The organism is Micromonospora sp. WMMD729, assembly GCF_049315225.1.
Taxonomy (GTDB): Bacteria; Actinomycetota; Actinomycetes; order Mycobacteriales; family Micromonosporaceae; genus Micromonospora.
In genome coordinates this window covers 222560-235637 of the sequence record NZ_CP186059.1, presented here as the reverse complement: position 1 = coordinate 235637, position 13078 = coordinate 222560, and the positions used below count along the sequence as shown (strand labels likewise).

Here is a 13078-nt window from a genome sequence, read left to right as displayed (position 1 = left end):
ATATCGACGCTAAGCCCCGTCGTGCCACCTCGCCAGCGATTTGGCCGCATCCGCGCCATCCGTCGATCGGGACCCGCCCCGGGCCCCCGAGCCGATCGGCGGGGGCCCGAGCGGGCGGGTCAGCAGTCGGTGGAGGTGACGTAGAAGCGCGGCATGGGCAGCACCCGGAAGCGCAGTCGCGCACCGGAGCGGCGCAGTTGCCAGGTGAGCGCGATCAGCGCGGTGGCCAGCGAGATCAGCCCGCCCATCCAGATGCTCGCACCGGCGCCGAAGTGCTCGGCCACCCAGCCGATCAGCGGTGCGCCGACCGGGTTGGTACCCAGGAACACCAGCACCCACAGGGCCATCACCCGTCCCCGGAACGCGGCGTCCACGCCCAACTGGACCCGCTGGTTGGCGGCCTGCGCGAAGAACACCATGAAGAAGCCGGTGGGCACCAGCAACGCCACGACCAGCCAGTACGTGGACGCGAAGCCGACCAGGGTGCCGAAGCTGGCACAGCCGACCGCCGCGCCGAGCACCAGCCACACCGACGGTCGGCTACGCCGGCCGGTGCCGCTGAGCGCGCCGCCCAGCGCGCCGACGGCGAGGGCGGTGCTGAACAGGCCGAAGGAGGCGGCACCGGTGTTGAACACCGTCTTGGCCAGCGCGGCCAGGGTGAGCTGGAAGTTGAACAGCGACATGCCGATCACCGACATCACCGCCATCGGCAGCAGCAGGTCCGGCCGCCGCCACACGTACCGCAGCCCGTCGACGACCTTCGCGGAGGCCCGCTCGTCCCGCGGTGGCAGCGCGTCGCGGTGTAGGTCGGCGGTCCGCATCCGGACCACGTTGACCAGCGGCGCGATGGAGCTGACGGCGGTGAACAGGAAGACCGGGCCCACGTCGAAGGCGGCGATGGCCAGGCCGGCGACCGCCGGGCCGACGATCCGGGCGGAGTTGAACACGGCGGCGTTCAGCGACAGCGCGTTGGGCAGCAGCGGGGTGCCGACCAGTTCGGAGACGAACGCCTGGCGGACCGGGGTCTCCACGGCGTTGGCCACACCGAGCAGCGCGGCGAAGGCGAAGACGTGCCAGAGGCGCACCAGGTCGGTGAGGACCAGCAGCGCCATGACGAGCGCCAGCACGGTCCAGAAGGTGTTCGCGGCGAACAGCAGGACCCGCTTGTCGTACCGGTCGGCGAGGCGACCGGAGAAGAGGGTGAGCAGCAGCACCGGCGTGAACTGACAGGCGGTGACCACGCCGAGCGCGGTGGCCGAGTTGTCGGAGAGCTCGAGGACGAGCCAGTCCTGGGCGATGAACATCATCCAGACGCCGATCAGTTTGATCAGTTGCCCGGATGCGAAGAGGCGGTAGTTGCGGACCTGTAGGGACTGGAACATCGTGCTCAGCTTGGCCTGCACTCTCGGTGCGCCTCCTCAAGGACGTACGCGTCATCGACAGGTGACGGCACGGCCCGGTGGCACGGGCGCGAGCTCAGGCGCGAGCGAGCTGCTGGAGAATCTCGGCGGCCCGGTGCAGGGTCGCCCGTTCGTCCTCGTCGAGCGCGGCCAGCCGGTGGGCCAGCCATTCGTCGCGGGCCCGCTCGAACTGGTCGAGCACGGCCTGCCCTCCTTCGGTCGCCGCGAGGATGACCTGCCGGCCGTCGGTCGGGTGGGGGGTCCGTCGCACGAGGCCACGGTCCTCCAACTTCGCGACGATCTTGGTCATCGTCGGTGGCTGCACCCGTTCGATCTCGGCCAGTTCCCGGGGCGTCATCGCGCCCGCCAGCCGCAGGCTGGTGAGCGCGGAGACCTGGGTGACCGTGAGGTCGCCGACCGGCCGGGCCCGTCGGACCCGCCGGTTGAGTCGGGTGATCGCATCTCGCAGCTGGGGAGCCAGCTGCGCCGGTGGCACGCGTTCCGCCGTCACCGTCCGCTCCGTCACGTTAGTTAGCTTAACTAATGAGCCTGGCTAACGACATCCGTTATGACCAGGCTCACGGGGATGTTTGTGCTGTTCCGGGCGGGGAATCACCCTCGACCCCCCGCCCGGGCGACGCCGATCAGAGCACCAGCGACTCGATGGGCCCGCGCAGGAAGTACAGCACGAAGAGCGCGGCGACCCCGTACAGCAGCGGGTGGATCTCCCGGGCCTTGCCCCGGGCCAGCTTGACCACCACGAAGGTGATCAGGCCGGCGCCGATCCCGTTCGAGATCGAGTAGGTGAACGGCATCAGCACGATGGTGAGGAACGCGGGGATGGCGATCTCGTAGTCCGACCAGTCGATCGTCCGTACCGCGGTCATCATCAGGAAGCCGACCACCACCAGCGCCGTCGAGGCCGCCTCGAACGGCACGATCACCACCAGCGGCGCCAGGAACATCGCCAGCAGGAAGAGCGCGCCGGTGACCAGGTTGGCCACGCCGGTCCGGGCACCCTCCGCGACGCCTGCGGCGCTCTCGATGTACGACGTGTTGCTCGACGTGCTGGCCGCACCGCCGGCCGCCGCCGCGATCGAGTCGACCAGCAGGATCTCCTTGGCCTTCGGCGGGGTGCCCTTCTCGTCCAGCAGGCCACCCTCCTGGCCGACCGCCACCATCGTGCCCATGGTGTCGAAGAAGTCCGTGATGAGCAGCGTGAAGATGAACATCAGGACGACCACCCAGCCGGCCCGGCCCCACGAGTCGAGCACGTTGAACTTGCCGAGCAGCGACAGGTCCGGCACGTCGACCACCGTCTTGGGCAGCTCCGGCACGTTCAGCGCCCAGCCCTTCGGGTTGGGCTTACCGTCGACGAACGACGGGCCGATGTTGCCGATCGCCTCCACGATCACCGCCAGCACGGTGGACGCGAGGATGCCGATCAGGATCGCGCCCCGCACCCGACGGACCACGAGCACCAGGGTGAGCAGCAGGCCCACCACGAAGACCAGCAGCGGCCAGCTCACCAGCTTGCCGCCGACGCCCAGGCCGACCGGGACGGTGGTGTTGGCGGCGTCCGGGAGCCGCCGGACGAAGCCGGCGTCCACCAGGCCGATGATGGTCAGGAAGAGGCCGATGCCGACGCCGATCGCCGTCTTCATCTGCGTGGGCACCGACCGGAACACCGCGGTACGCAGTCCGGTCAGCACCAGCACCGCGATGATCACACCCTCGATCACCACCAGGCCCATCGCGTCGGCCCAGGTCATCTCGGGAGCGATCTCGTACGCCACCAGGGCGTTGACGCCCAGACCGGCGGCGAGCGCCAGCGGGAACCGGCCGACGACACCCATCAGGATGGTCATCAGGCCGGCGACCAGCGCGGTCGCGGCGGCCAGTGCCGGAATCGGGAGAGTCTTGTTGTCACCGTCGACGGCGCCGCCGAGGATCAGCGGGTTGAGCACGACGATGTACGCCATCGTGAAGAAGGTCGCCAGGCCACCGCGTACCTCACGACTCAGCGTCGAGCCGCGGGCGGAGATCTCGAAGAACCGGTCGAAGCCGTTACGCGGTTGAGCGGGATTGGGAGGTGTGTCGTTCTCGGGCGGCGCTACTGCCATGAGGACCTCACAGGTGATCTTCCGGTTGTCGCGCGCATCGTCCCAGATCGCCGGCGGGCAGGGGAAGTGGATCGCGTACGCTGGCGCAATGCCGAACGACCAGCCACCGCGCCCCGCGCCGCTGGACCCGCCGATGGTGCCGTTCGCCGTCGCCGGTCTGATCGCGTGGGCGGTCGTCGGCCTGGTGCTGCTGGTGTTCTTCCGGGGCTGGCTCACCGAGCACCACCACGAGAACTGGCTCTGGACCTGCCTGGCCGGTTTCCTGTGGGGCTTCCCCGGCCTCGCCGTCATGCTGCGTCACGACGCCAACCGACGTCGACGCCGGGCGGCGAACTGAGCACACCGGCCCGACCCGGCACGGGCGATCAGGGGTGCCCGTACGGCTCCGCCGGCTCCCCCGCCTCGACCGAACCCGGCGCCCGGCTGACCGACATGGCCTCCACCGCGCTGTCGTCGTACACGGTCGGCAGGTCCTCGACCGCCGTCTCGGCGGCCTCGATAAGCGTCTCGGAGTGCGCGCCGCAACCATGGTCGGCGCTGACCACCCGACCGTCGTCGGGCGCGTAGAAGTTGCCGCACGCGCCGAACGCCTGCCGCATCGCACCGGCCAGCGGAAGGTAGAAGCCGCAGGTGCCGCAGCGGGCGGCGGCCGGGGCGGCGGTGGAGATGGCCGCCGTCGGGCCGTGGTCACCGTCGTACCAGCGCTGCGCCGCGTCGGCCCGACCTTCCCGGGAGAGCACCCGGGCGCGACCGAGACCCAACTCCCAGGCCGTCTCCTCGACCGCCGGGTCGTCGGAGAGCAGGTAACCGGGGGCCAGCCGCTCGTCCTCCGGGGCGGTCGGCAGCAGGTCACCCGGGCCGAGGTCACCGGGCTTGAGCCGCTCCTGCCAGGGCAGCCAGCCGGGCGCGAGCAGCGCGTCCGGGCCGGGCAGCAGCACCGTCTCGCAGATCGTCACCGTACGGCTGCGCGGGACGCGGGTGACGCTGACCGCCCACCGCCAACCGCGGTAGCCGGCGAGGCGGCACTCGAAGTAGTGCGTGACCAGCCGTTCGCCCTCGGCCACGACCTGCAGGTGGTCGCCGACGTCGTCGGCGTCCACCTCGGTGATGCCGGCGCGGGCCACCTCGACGGCGGCGGCGCAGACCTGGTCGAGACGGGCGGCACGGGTGGAGGCGGGCCTGGTCACCTCACCATTGTTCCCCATGCGCCCCGCAGGGGTGACAGGGACTCCCGGGGAACCTTTCGCCGCGACTGATGCGGCACACCTGGGTCGGATGGGCGAGGATGGTGCACATGCCGCCGTACTCCCACTCCGGGCGTTCCCTCCTCGGGCGGACCGTCGGCACCGGCATTCGGGCCATCCGTCTGCTCCTGCGCGGTTCGGTGGGCAGCGGCCGCTGGGTGACCCGGCGGGCCGGTCACGCCCGGGCGCGGGGTGCCGGCGGCGAGGCCGGCATGGTCCGGCTGTTCGACCTGCACGCACTCTCCTGCGCGGGCGACACCCTGATCGCCATCGGCCTGGCCGGGACGATCTTCTTCAACGTGCCGCTGGGTGAGGCCCGCAGCAAGGTCGCCCTCTACCTGCTGGTGACCATGGTCCCGTTCGCGATGCTCGCACCCGTGGTGGGCCCACTGCTGGACCACTTCCGGCACGGCCGGCGGTACGCGTTGGCCGCCACCATGCTCGGCCGGGCGTTCCTGGCCTGGCTGATCTCCGACTACATCCACGGCTTCGGGCTCTATCCGGCCGCGTTCGGCGTGTTGGCGCTGTCGCGCGCCTACGGCGTGGCCCGCTCGGCGGCGGTACCCCGGCTGTTGCCGGAAGGGCTGGGCCTCTCCCAGGTGGGTGCCCGGGCCAGCGTCTACGGGACGGTGGCGGGAGCGTTGGTGGCCCCGATCGGGCTGGCCGCCTTCTGGTTCGGGCCGCAGTGGCCGCTGCGCGTCGCATCGGTGATCTTCCTGATCGGCATGGTGATCTCGCTGCGGCTGCCGCCGAAGGCGGACTCGGAACCGCCCGAGCGTGTCCCCCGCGCGCTGCGCGCCCTGGGCCGCCGCCAGGACCGGCCGCTGGGCCGGGGCCGTCCGGCCGGACGGCTGGTGATCGCCACCCTGGTCGGCGCCGCGACCCTGCGTGCGGTGTACGGCTTCCTGCTGCTCTTCCTCGCCTTCGCCATCAAGAAGGGCGACCTGACCACCGACGTGTTCGGGCGTGACCTGGGCGCGGAGTGGGCGCTGGGGTTGGTCGGCGGAGCGTTGGCCGTGGGCAGCTTTCTGGCGACCGCCGTCGGCACCCGGTTGCGCATCCACCGGCCGACCGCCATCCAGTCCAGCAGCATGATCATCGTGGCGGGGGTGGCGGTGCTCGCCGTCATCCAGTTCTCGCTGCTGATGGTCGCCCTGCTCTGCCTGGTCACCGCGTTGGTCAGCGGAGTGGCCAAACTCGCCGTGGACGCCTCGATCCAGGAGCGCATCCCGGAGCGGCTGCGGGCCAGCTCGTTCGCCCACTCGGAGACGGTGCTCATGCTCGCCTTCGTCGCGGGCGGCGGGCTCGGGCTGGTGCCGTTCGCCGGCCGGACCGGCATCGCGGTCGCCGCCGGGGTGGGCATCGTGGCCGCCGTCCGGGGCGTGCTGGTCGCCGCCCGCCTGCGCGCTGAGAAGCTGGTCGGTCGACCGCTGGGCGACGACGAACTGGCCGAGGACGAGCCGACGGTCGAGCCCCAGGACGTCGCGCCCGAGGACGTCGCGCCCACCTCGCCGGCGCCGGCCCAGGCCGCCGCACCGCAGCGGCACGACGAACCGGGGCTCGCCCCGCCGGGCTACCACATCTACCGGCCCTCGTCGTCGGTCGGCGGCCCGGGCGGCGGCGCGGACGACGAGACCCGGCGCGAGTCCCCCGGCTCGCTGTCGTGACCGGTCTGCTGGTGGTGACCGCGGTTCCGGCCGAGGCGGACGCGGTCCGCGCCGGACTGACCGCCGAGGCTGTCACGATCGCCCCGGTCGGGGTGGGCCCGGCCGTAGCGGGTGCCGCCACCGCACGTCTGCTGGCGCTGGCCGAGGCAGCCGGTCGCCCGTACCGTGCGGTGGTCAGCGCCGGCGTGGCCGGCGGCTTCACCGGGCGCGCGGCCGTCGGCGACACCGTGCTCGGCACCGCGAGCATCGCCGCCGACCTGGGCGCCGACTCACCGGACGGCTTCATCGGCATCGAGGATCTCGGCATGCCGCCCGCGCTGCTCGGCGGCGGCAGCGTCGTCCCGGCGGACCCAACCCTGCTGGCCACGCTGCGGGCCGCCCTGCCCGCCGCCACGATCGGCCCGGTGCTCACGGTCAGCACCGTCACCGGCACCGCCGCCGGCACCGAGGAGCTACGCCGCCGGCATCCGGAGGCGGTGGCCGAGGCCATGGAGGGGTACGGGGTAGCCGTCGCCGCCGCGCAGGCCGGAGTGCCCTTCGCCGAGCTACGCACCATCTCCAACCCGATCGGCCCACGCGACCGCGACGCGTGGCGGCTGCGTGCGGCCCTCACCGCCCTGACGAAGGCTGCCTCGGCGCTGAGCTGACCGTGAAGCTGGCCTTCCGGGCTGCGACGCTGCGCCTTCCGGAGCTGCGACGCAGCGCTGTACCCGGCTGCGACGCTGCGCTGGTCCCGGCGAGGTCAGCCGGCAGGCCGGCGCGGGGGACTCAGCCGGAGTGCGAACGGCCGGCGGGCCTCGATCTCGAAACCGCACGCCAGCAGCAGATCGACGCCGGAGCCCTCCGCCACCGCGACGGCGTCGTCGATCCCCGCCGCCCGCATATCGGCCAGCAGCGCGGTAACCAGGCGACGCCCGACCCCTAAACGTCGATGTCTCGCCGCGACGAGGACGCCGTCGAGTACCACCTCCCGCTCCGGCATGCCGGGCTGCCACTCTCCGTACTCAAGCTGCGGGCTCCGTTCGTGCGCGCGCAGCTCGCCGACCAGGGTGCGGTCGGGAAGCTCTGCCACGTAACGCCAGCAGGTGGCTGGCACATCGTCGCCGACGATCCGGCGAACCTGAACTGTCCGTTGCACCTCGGCGCCCCGGCGACGGTTGTCGCGGTAGCGCCGGTTCACCTCATAGGCGGCCGGTGGCAGCGGCCGTGGGTACCGTTTGGGCGGCAACCGGTACCACTCCGCCCACCACGCGCCAGGCCAGTCTCGGGGCTCGTACACCGGCCACACGTCCAGATGTGCCGGGTACCGCCGTCCCGCCTCGTCCCGCATATCGTCGTGCGGCACCGACGCCGGCTCGCAGGCGTCCCCCGTCGGTCGGCCGAGGGCCACCTCTCCGCCCGCCGCCCGAACGAGGCGCTCCACGGTCCGGAACCGGGGGTCGAGCGCACGCCCGGACTCGATCCGCGCCAGCGTCGGCTGGGGCACCCCCGACCTCTCGGCGAGCTGCCGCTGACTCAGGTCGGCCTGACGCCGCAGGGCACGGAGGACGCGGCCCAGATTCGCTGCTCCGCCGGTGCCGTCGGCGTCGGCAGTGTCACTCGCATTGGTCACCAGCCGATGGTCCCGAGTGCGTGGCGAGCTATCAACACGCTGCCGGCAGCTGTGGACAACCCTGTGGAAAACCTCCTCGGACGGTGGACGACGACCTGTGCACGAGTCCTTTGGAGCTGAATCGTCTGTGGCATCGACACCCAGCCAGCCAGGCCAGCCACCCCACCAGGCCAACCAACCCAACCAGCCACTCCACCCAGCCAGCTAGCCGCCGAGCCAGCCAGGCCACCCACCCAGGCGCCCAGGCGCCCAGCCAGCCGGCCGCTCGGCCACCCACCCAGCCAGCCACCCGCCCGGCCACCCGACCCGCGTCCGGTTGCGAGATCAGCTCGGGCGATTCGTTTACGACATCAGCTCCAAAGGATGTCCGAAGTAGGTGCCCGGTCGGCCCGCCGACCTCCCCGGCCGTCAACGCGGACGTCAGCCCGCCGAGAACGACCGCGATTCCGGACCGAGACGACAACGACCGCGCCGACGCCGACGCCGACGCCGACCCGAGACGACAACGACCGCGCGGACGCCGGTCGGGAACGTCGCGGATCACAGTGGGCGGGGTGGGCACAGGCCACGGGATGGAGGCGGGGCTAACGTGAGAGGCGTGGCGCTCTCCCTGGCGATCTCGCCCTGCCCCAACGACACGTTCGTCTTCGACGCCCTGGTGCACGGGCGGGTGCCCGGCGCGCCGCCGGTGGAGGTTACGTACGCCGACGTGGACGTCACCAACACGGCGGCCGAGCGGGGTGCGTTCGACCTGGTGAAGGTGAGCTACGCGGCGCTGCCCTGGTTGCTCGACGACTACCACCTGCTGCCCTGCGGCGGCGCGCTCGGTCGCGGGTGCGGGCCGCTGGTGCTCACCCGGGGCGACCATGACGGCGGCCCGGACCGCGCCGACCTGACCGGCGCCACGGTGGCCGTGCCCGGCGACCGGACCACGGCGTACCTGCTGTTCCGGCTCTGGTCGGCCGGACGACCGCCGGCCCGGATCGAGGTTGTCCCGTTCCACGAGATCATGCCGGGGGTCGCGGCCGGCCGCTACGACGCGGGCCTGGTCATCCACGAGGCCCGGTTCACCTACCACCGGCACGGGTTGACCGCGCTGGTGGACCTCGGCGAGTGGTGGGAGGCCGACACCGGCCTGCCCATTCCCCTCGGCGCGATCCTGGCCCGCCGCGGCGCGGTCGACCCGGAGGCGGCGGCCGGCTGGATCCGCGAGTCGGTCCGGCAGGCCTGGGCGGACCCGACGGTCAGCCGGGAGTACGTCCTCGCGCACGCCCAGGAGATGGAACTCGACGTGGTGGACCGGCACATCGGTCTCTACGTCAACGAGTTCACGGCCGACCTGGGCGAGGCCGGCTTCGCCGCGGTGACGGCGCTCCTCGACCGCGCCGCCACCGCCGGGCTGGTGCCTCAGACCTCCAGCTCGCGCGCGACCGCGTGGACCAGCTGAGCGATCTTCTGCGCGGTCTTCTTGTCCGGATACCGACCGCGACGCAGGTCCGGCTGGACCTTCGCCTCCAGCACCTTGATCATGTCTTCGACGAGGCCGTGCAACTCCTCGGCCGGCCGGCGCCGCAGCTCGGCCATCGACGGCGGCGCATCCAGCAGTTTCACGCCCATGGCCTGCGCGCCGCGACGGCTGTCCACCACGCTGAAGTCGACCCGCTGACCACCCTTGAGGTCGGTGACGCCCGCCGGCAACGCGCCCTTGGGCAGGAACACGTCACCGCCCTCGTCGCTGGTGACGAAGCCGTATCCCTTGGCCGTGTCGTACCACTTCACTCGACCCGTAGGCACCTGAAAACCCCTGCTTCACTTGAGCCGCTACTGCTCCAAGGCTAGCTGGATCATGCCGTCGAGCGCCGCTGGGAATCCGGTGAGATCGTCCAGCACGACGCTCGCCCCCGCCGCGTGCAGCTCATCCGGGGAGCACGGGCCCGTCGCCACGGCGATTCCGGGCACCCCGGCGGTCCGCGCGGCGACCATGTCCGCCACATGATCGCCGACGTAGTGGGTCGCGTCGTGCTCCCGCAGGGCGGTCGCCTTCTGCTCGGCGAAGAGGTCACCGGCCAGCTCGTCCACGACCAGGCCGAGATGGTCCAGGTGCAGCCGGGCCAAACCGGCGATCTTGGAGGTGACGACCAACACCCTTCCGCCCCGGGCTCGGATCGCGTCGATGGCCTCCCGCGCGCCGGGCATCGGGACCGTCGGGGTGATCGCGTACGCCGGGTACAGCTCGCGGTACAGCAGGACGGCCGATTCGACCTGCTCCGGTGGGAACCAGTGCGCGATCTCGGTGCGCAGCGGCGGGCCGAGGCGGGACACCGCCAGGTCGGCGTCCACCGGAACGCCGGTCTTCGCGGTCAACGCGCGGTAGGCCGCGGCGATGCCGGGGCGGGAGTCGACCAGGGTCATGTCGAGATCGAACCCGACGGTCAGTGCGGACATGTCGAGAAACGTACCCGCCGATGCCCAACCGGCCGGACGTCCGAGGGGCGCGACGGCCCGGTACCGGGCTAGCGTGGAAAGACGATGACCACCTCACTCGCCGACCATCTGCGGTCGCTGCCCGACGAGTCACTGGCCGCACTCCTGCAACTGCGGCCGGACCTCGTCGTGCCCGTACCGGCCGACATCTCCGCCCTGGCCATCCGCGCCCAGTCCCGGGTCTCGGTGGCCCGCGCGCTGGACGGGCTGGACCAGTTCACGCTGCTGATCCTGGACGCCGGCCGGCTCACCCGGCACCCGGACGAGGGCACGACCGCCACCGACGCGATTCTCGCCATGGCGACCGCCGGGCCGCACCCGCCCGCGCCGACCGCGGTCCGGGCCGCCGTGGGCCGGCTCAGAGCGCTGTTCCTGCTGTACGGGCCCGAGCACGCCATGCACGTGGCGGCCGCCGTCGACGAGGTCTCCCCGTACCCCGCGGGGCTCGGTCGACCCGCCGCGGACCTGGACGGTCGCGCGGCCGCTCTCTGCGCGGACCCGGCGAAGCTGCGCCGGACGCTGCTCGCGGCGCCCCCGTCGGCCCGGGCGATCCTGGACCGGCTGGCGGCCGGGCCGCCGGTCGGCAGCGTGCCGCCGGGCGCGTTGCAGGCACCGGCGATCGGCGCGCAGGACGCCGACCTCGCCGACCCGACCAACGGAGGCGCGCCCACCGGCTCGCCGGTGCGCTGGCTGGTCGACAACCGGCTGCTGGTGACCATCTCGGCCGGTTCGGCGACGGCCGGTGGCACTGTCGAACTGCCCCGCGAGGTCGGCCTCCTGCTGCGGCGCGACAGCGGGCCCCTCGGGCCGTTGCAGACCGCGCCGCCGTCGGTGGCCGCCGCTCCCCGCGAGCCCAAGATGGTCGACTCGGCCGGCGCCGGGCAGACAATGGAGGTGGTCCGGCACACCGAAGGGCTGCTGGAACAGCTCGCCGCCGAACCCGCCCCGGTGCTGCGCTCGGGTGGCATCGGTGTCCGTGACCTGCGCCGACTGGCACGTACCGCAGGTCTGGACGAGCCGACCACCGCGCTGCTGCTGGAGGTGGCGTACGCGGCGGGGCTCGCCGGTGAGATGGAGCTGCCCGGTTCGGCCACCGGCCGGTACGGGGCGGACCAGCAGGTGCTGCCGACCGGCGGGTACGAGGTGTGGCGGGCCGGGTCGCTGGCCCAGCGGTGGGAGCACCTGGCCCGCGCCTGGCTGACGATGACCCGGCAGGTGGGGTTGGTCGGCCGGCGTGACGACCGGGACCGGCCGATCACCGCGCTCTCCGCGGAGGCCGAGCGGGCCGGTGCGCCGGCCACCCGTCGGGCGGTGCTCGGGGTGCTCGCCGACCTGGAGCCGGCGACCGCACCCACCCCGGAGGAGTTGCAGGCGTTGCTGGACTGGCGGACGCCACGGCGCAGCCGGGGCCGGGAGGCCGCCCACCGGGAGGTGCTGGCCGAGGCGGCGCAGCTCGGCATGACCGGGCTGGGGGCGCTCACCTCGTACGGGCGGCTGTTGCTGGGCGAGCTGACGTCGGCCGACGACTCCGACGGTGATCCGCTGGGGCTGCACGCGGACACCGAGAGTGGCGATCCGTCCAGTGCCGCGCGGGCGTTGGACGCGCTGCTGCCCGCCCCGGTCGACCACTTCCTGGTGCAGGCCGACCTGACCGTGGTGGTGCCCGGGCCGCCCGAGCCGGCGCTCGCCGCCGAGTTGGAGGCGACGACCGAACTCGAGTCGGCCGGTGGGGCGAGTGTGCACCGGGTCACCACGGCGAGCGTCCGGCGGGCGTTGGACGCCGGTTACACGGCCGACGACCTGCACGAGCTGTTCCGTCGACGGTCACGCACCCCCGTACCGCAGGGCCTCAGCTACCTGGTGGACGACGTGGCCCGCAAGCACGGCGGGCTGCGGGCCGGCTCGGCCGGGGCGTACCTGCGCAGCGACGACGAGGCGCTGCTCACCGAGGTGCTGGCCGACCGGCGGCTGGAATCGTTGACGTTGCGCCGGCTCGCGCCCACGGTGTTGAGCACCCACTACCAGGTCAACCGGATGCTCACCGCGCTGCGGGACGCCGGGTACGCGCCGGTGCAGGAGGACGGCACGGGCAGCACGATGCTGACCCGGCCACGGGTCCGGCGTGCCCCGGCCCGGGTCACGGTGACCACCCGGACGCTGGATCCGCTGGCCGCCCCGAAGCTGCCGATGCCCCGGCTGCTCGGAGTGGTGGAGCACATCCGGCGGGGTGAGGCCGCGGCGCGGGCGGCCCGTCGCGCCCCGGCGGTGGTCCGGGGTGGAGCCGCAGGGCTGGGCGGGGGTCCGGTGCCGGCGCACACGCACAGCGAGGCGCTCGCCGTGCTGCAACAGGCGGTCCGGGACCGGGCGCTGGTCTGGGTCGGGTACGTGGACGCCCACGGGGCGACCGCGTCGCGGCTGGTGAAGCCGGTCTCGATCGGGGCGGGCTACCTGCGTGCCGAGGACGAGCGGACCGAGATGCTGCACACCTTCGCGCTGCACCGGATCACCGCGGCGGTGCTTGCGGACTGAGACGGCACCGTTCGGCGTG

General features: G+C 72.7%; 12 protein-coding genes. 5 read left to right on the top strand and 7 right to left on the bottom strand.

The features are described from left to right. Positions 1 to 119: 119 nt before the first annotated feature. The 3 genes from ACN263_RS01065 to ACN263_RS01055 all read right to left on the bottom strand — a co-directional run bounded on the left by ACN263_RS01065 (position 120) and on the right by ACN263_RS01055 (position 3523). Entirely contained in the window at positions 120 to 1403 is a 1284-nt protein-coding gene (locus ACN263_RS01065; RefSeq protein WP_422737966.1) for an MFS transporter, read from the bottom strand. Between the two features lie 73 nt (positions 1404 to 1476). Beyond that, a complete protein-coding gene (locus ACN263_RS01060) occupies positions 1477 to 1926 on the bottom strand; it encodes a MarR family transcriptional regulator (RefSeq protein WP_422737965.1) in 450 nt (149 codons plus the stop codon). A gap of 118 nt (positions 1927 to 2044) precedes the next feature. Then, on the bottom strand, positions 2045 to 3523 hold the full coding sequence (locus ACN263_RS01055) for an NCS2 family permease (RefSeq protein ID WP_422737964.1): 1479 nt from the start codon (positions 3521 to 3523) through the stop codon (positions 2045 to 2047). Between the two features lie 88 nt (positions 3524 to 3611). Here ACN263_RS01055 and ACN263_RS01050 point away from each other — a divergent pair, with 88 nt between their 5' ends. Further along, complete coding sequence (locus ACN263_RS01050; protein WP_422737963.1) at positions 3612 to 3860, top strand: DUF2530 domain-containing protein; 249 nt, start codon at positions 3612 to 3614, stop codon at positions 3858 to 3860. Positions 3861 to 3888: 28 nt separating this feature from the next. Here ACN263_RS01050 and ACN263_RS01045 read toward each other — a convergent pair whose 3' ends face one another. Beyond that, entirely contained in the window at positions 3889 to 4728 is an 840-nt protein-coding gene (locus ACN263_RS01045) for a DUF3027 domain-containing protein (protein WP_422737962.1), read from the bottom strand. Between the two features lie 89 nt (positions 4729 to 4817). On the opposite strand from ACN263_RS01045, the gene ACN263_RS01040 reads away from it, so the two are divergent. Then, entirely contained in the window at positions 4818 to 6434 is a 1617-nt protein-coding gene (locus ACN263_RS01040; protein ID WP_422737961.1) for an MFS transporter, read from the top strand. Beyond that, positions 6431 to 7081 (top strand): futalosine hydrolase, encoded by a 651-nt coding sequence (locus ACN263_RS01035; protein WP_422737960.1) that lies wholly within the window; start codon positions 6431 to 6433, stop codon positions 7079 to 7081. The genes ACN263_RS01040 and ACN263_RS01035 overlap by 4 nt, the downstream gene beginning before the upstream one ends. Positions 7082 to 7176: 95 nt before the next feature. Here the strand turns inward: ACN263_RS01035 and ACN263_RS01030 are convergent, their stop codons facing one another. Next, positions 7177 to 8046 carry a GNAT family N-acetyltransferase gene (locus tag ACN263_RS01030; protein WP_422737959.1) on the bottom strand — a complete coding sequence of 290 codons (870 nt, stop codon included), beginning with the start codon at positions 8044 to 8046 and terminating at the stop codon, positions 7177 to 7179. A 598-nt stretch (positions 8047 to 8644) separates the two neighbouring features. Between ACN263_RS01030 and ACN263_RS01025 the strand changes: the two genes are divergently transcribed. Continuing rightward, a complete protein-coding gene (locus ACN263_RS01025) occupies positions 8645 to 9493 on the top strand; it encodes a 1,4-dihydroxy-6-naphthoate synthase (RefSeq protein ID WP_422737958.1) in 849 nt (282 codons plus the stop codon). Here the strand turns inward: ACN263_RS01025 and ACN263_RS01020 are convergent. Together ACN263_RS01020 and ACN263_RS01015 are read right to left on the bottom strand one after the other, a co-directional pair. After that, a complete protein-coding gene (locus ACN263_RS01020) occupies positions 9454 to 9840 on the bottom strand; it encodes a cold-shock protein (protein ID WP_088986676.1) in 387 nt (128 codons plus the stop codon). The two genes, ACN263_RS01025 and ACN263_RS01020, sit on opposite strands and share 40 nt — an antisense overlap. 27 nt (positions 9841 to 9867) lie before the next feature. Further along, complete coding sequence (locus tag ACN263_RS01015; RefSeq protein ID WP_422737957.1) at positions 9868 to 10491, bottom strand: HAD family hydrolase; 624 nt, start codon at positions 10489 to 10491, stop codon at positions 9868 to 9870. A gap of 84 nt (positions 10492 to 10575) precedes the next feature. On the opposite strand from ACN263_RS01015, the gene ACN263_RS01010 reads away from it, so the two are divergent. Then, positions 10576 to 13059 carry a helicase-associated domain-containing protein gene (locus ACN263_RS01010; protein ID WP_422737956.1) on the top strand — a complete coding sequence of 828 codons (2484 nt, stop codon included), beginning with the start codon at positions 10576 to 10578 and terminating at the stop codon, positions 13057 to 13059. Positions 13060 to 13078: the final 19 nt, after the last annotated feature.

Excerpts from the sequence above, each read along its gene's own strand:
- ACN263_RS01010 (WP_422737956.1), top strand. The coding sequence starts at position 10,576 with ATGACCACCTCACTCGCCGACCATCTGCGGTCGCTGCCCGACGAGTCA.
- ACN263_RS01050 (WP_422737963.1), top strand. The coding sequence starts at position 3,612 with ATGCCGAACGACCAGCCACCGCGCCCCGCGCCGCTGGACCCGCCGATG.
- ACN263_RS01015 (WP_422737957.1), bottom strand. The coding sequence starts at position 10,491 with ATGTCCGCACTGACCGTCGGGTTCGATCTCGACATGACCCTGGTCGAC.
- ACN263_RS01040 (WP_422737961.1), top strand. The coding sequence starts at position 4,818 with ATGCCGCCGTACTCCCACTCCGGGCGTTCCCTCCTCGGGCGGACCGTC.
- ACN263_RS01055 (WP_422737964.1), bottom strand. The coding sequence starts at position 3,523 with ATGGCAGTAGCGCCGCCCGAGAACGACACACCTCCCAATCCCGCTCAA.
- ACN263_RS01045 (WP_422737962.1), bottom strand. The coding sequence starts at position 4,728 with ATGGGGAACAATGGTGAGGTGACCAGGCCCGCCTCCACCCGTGCCGCC.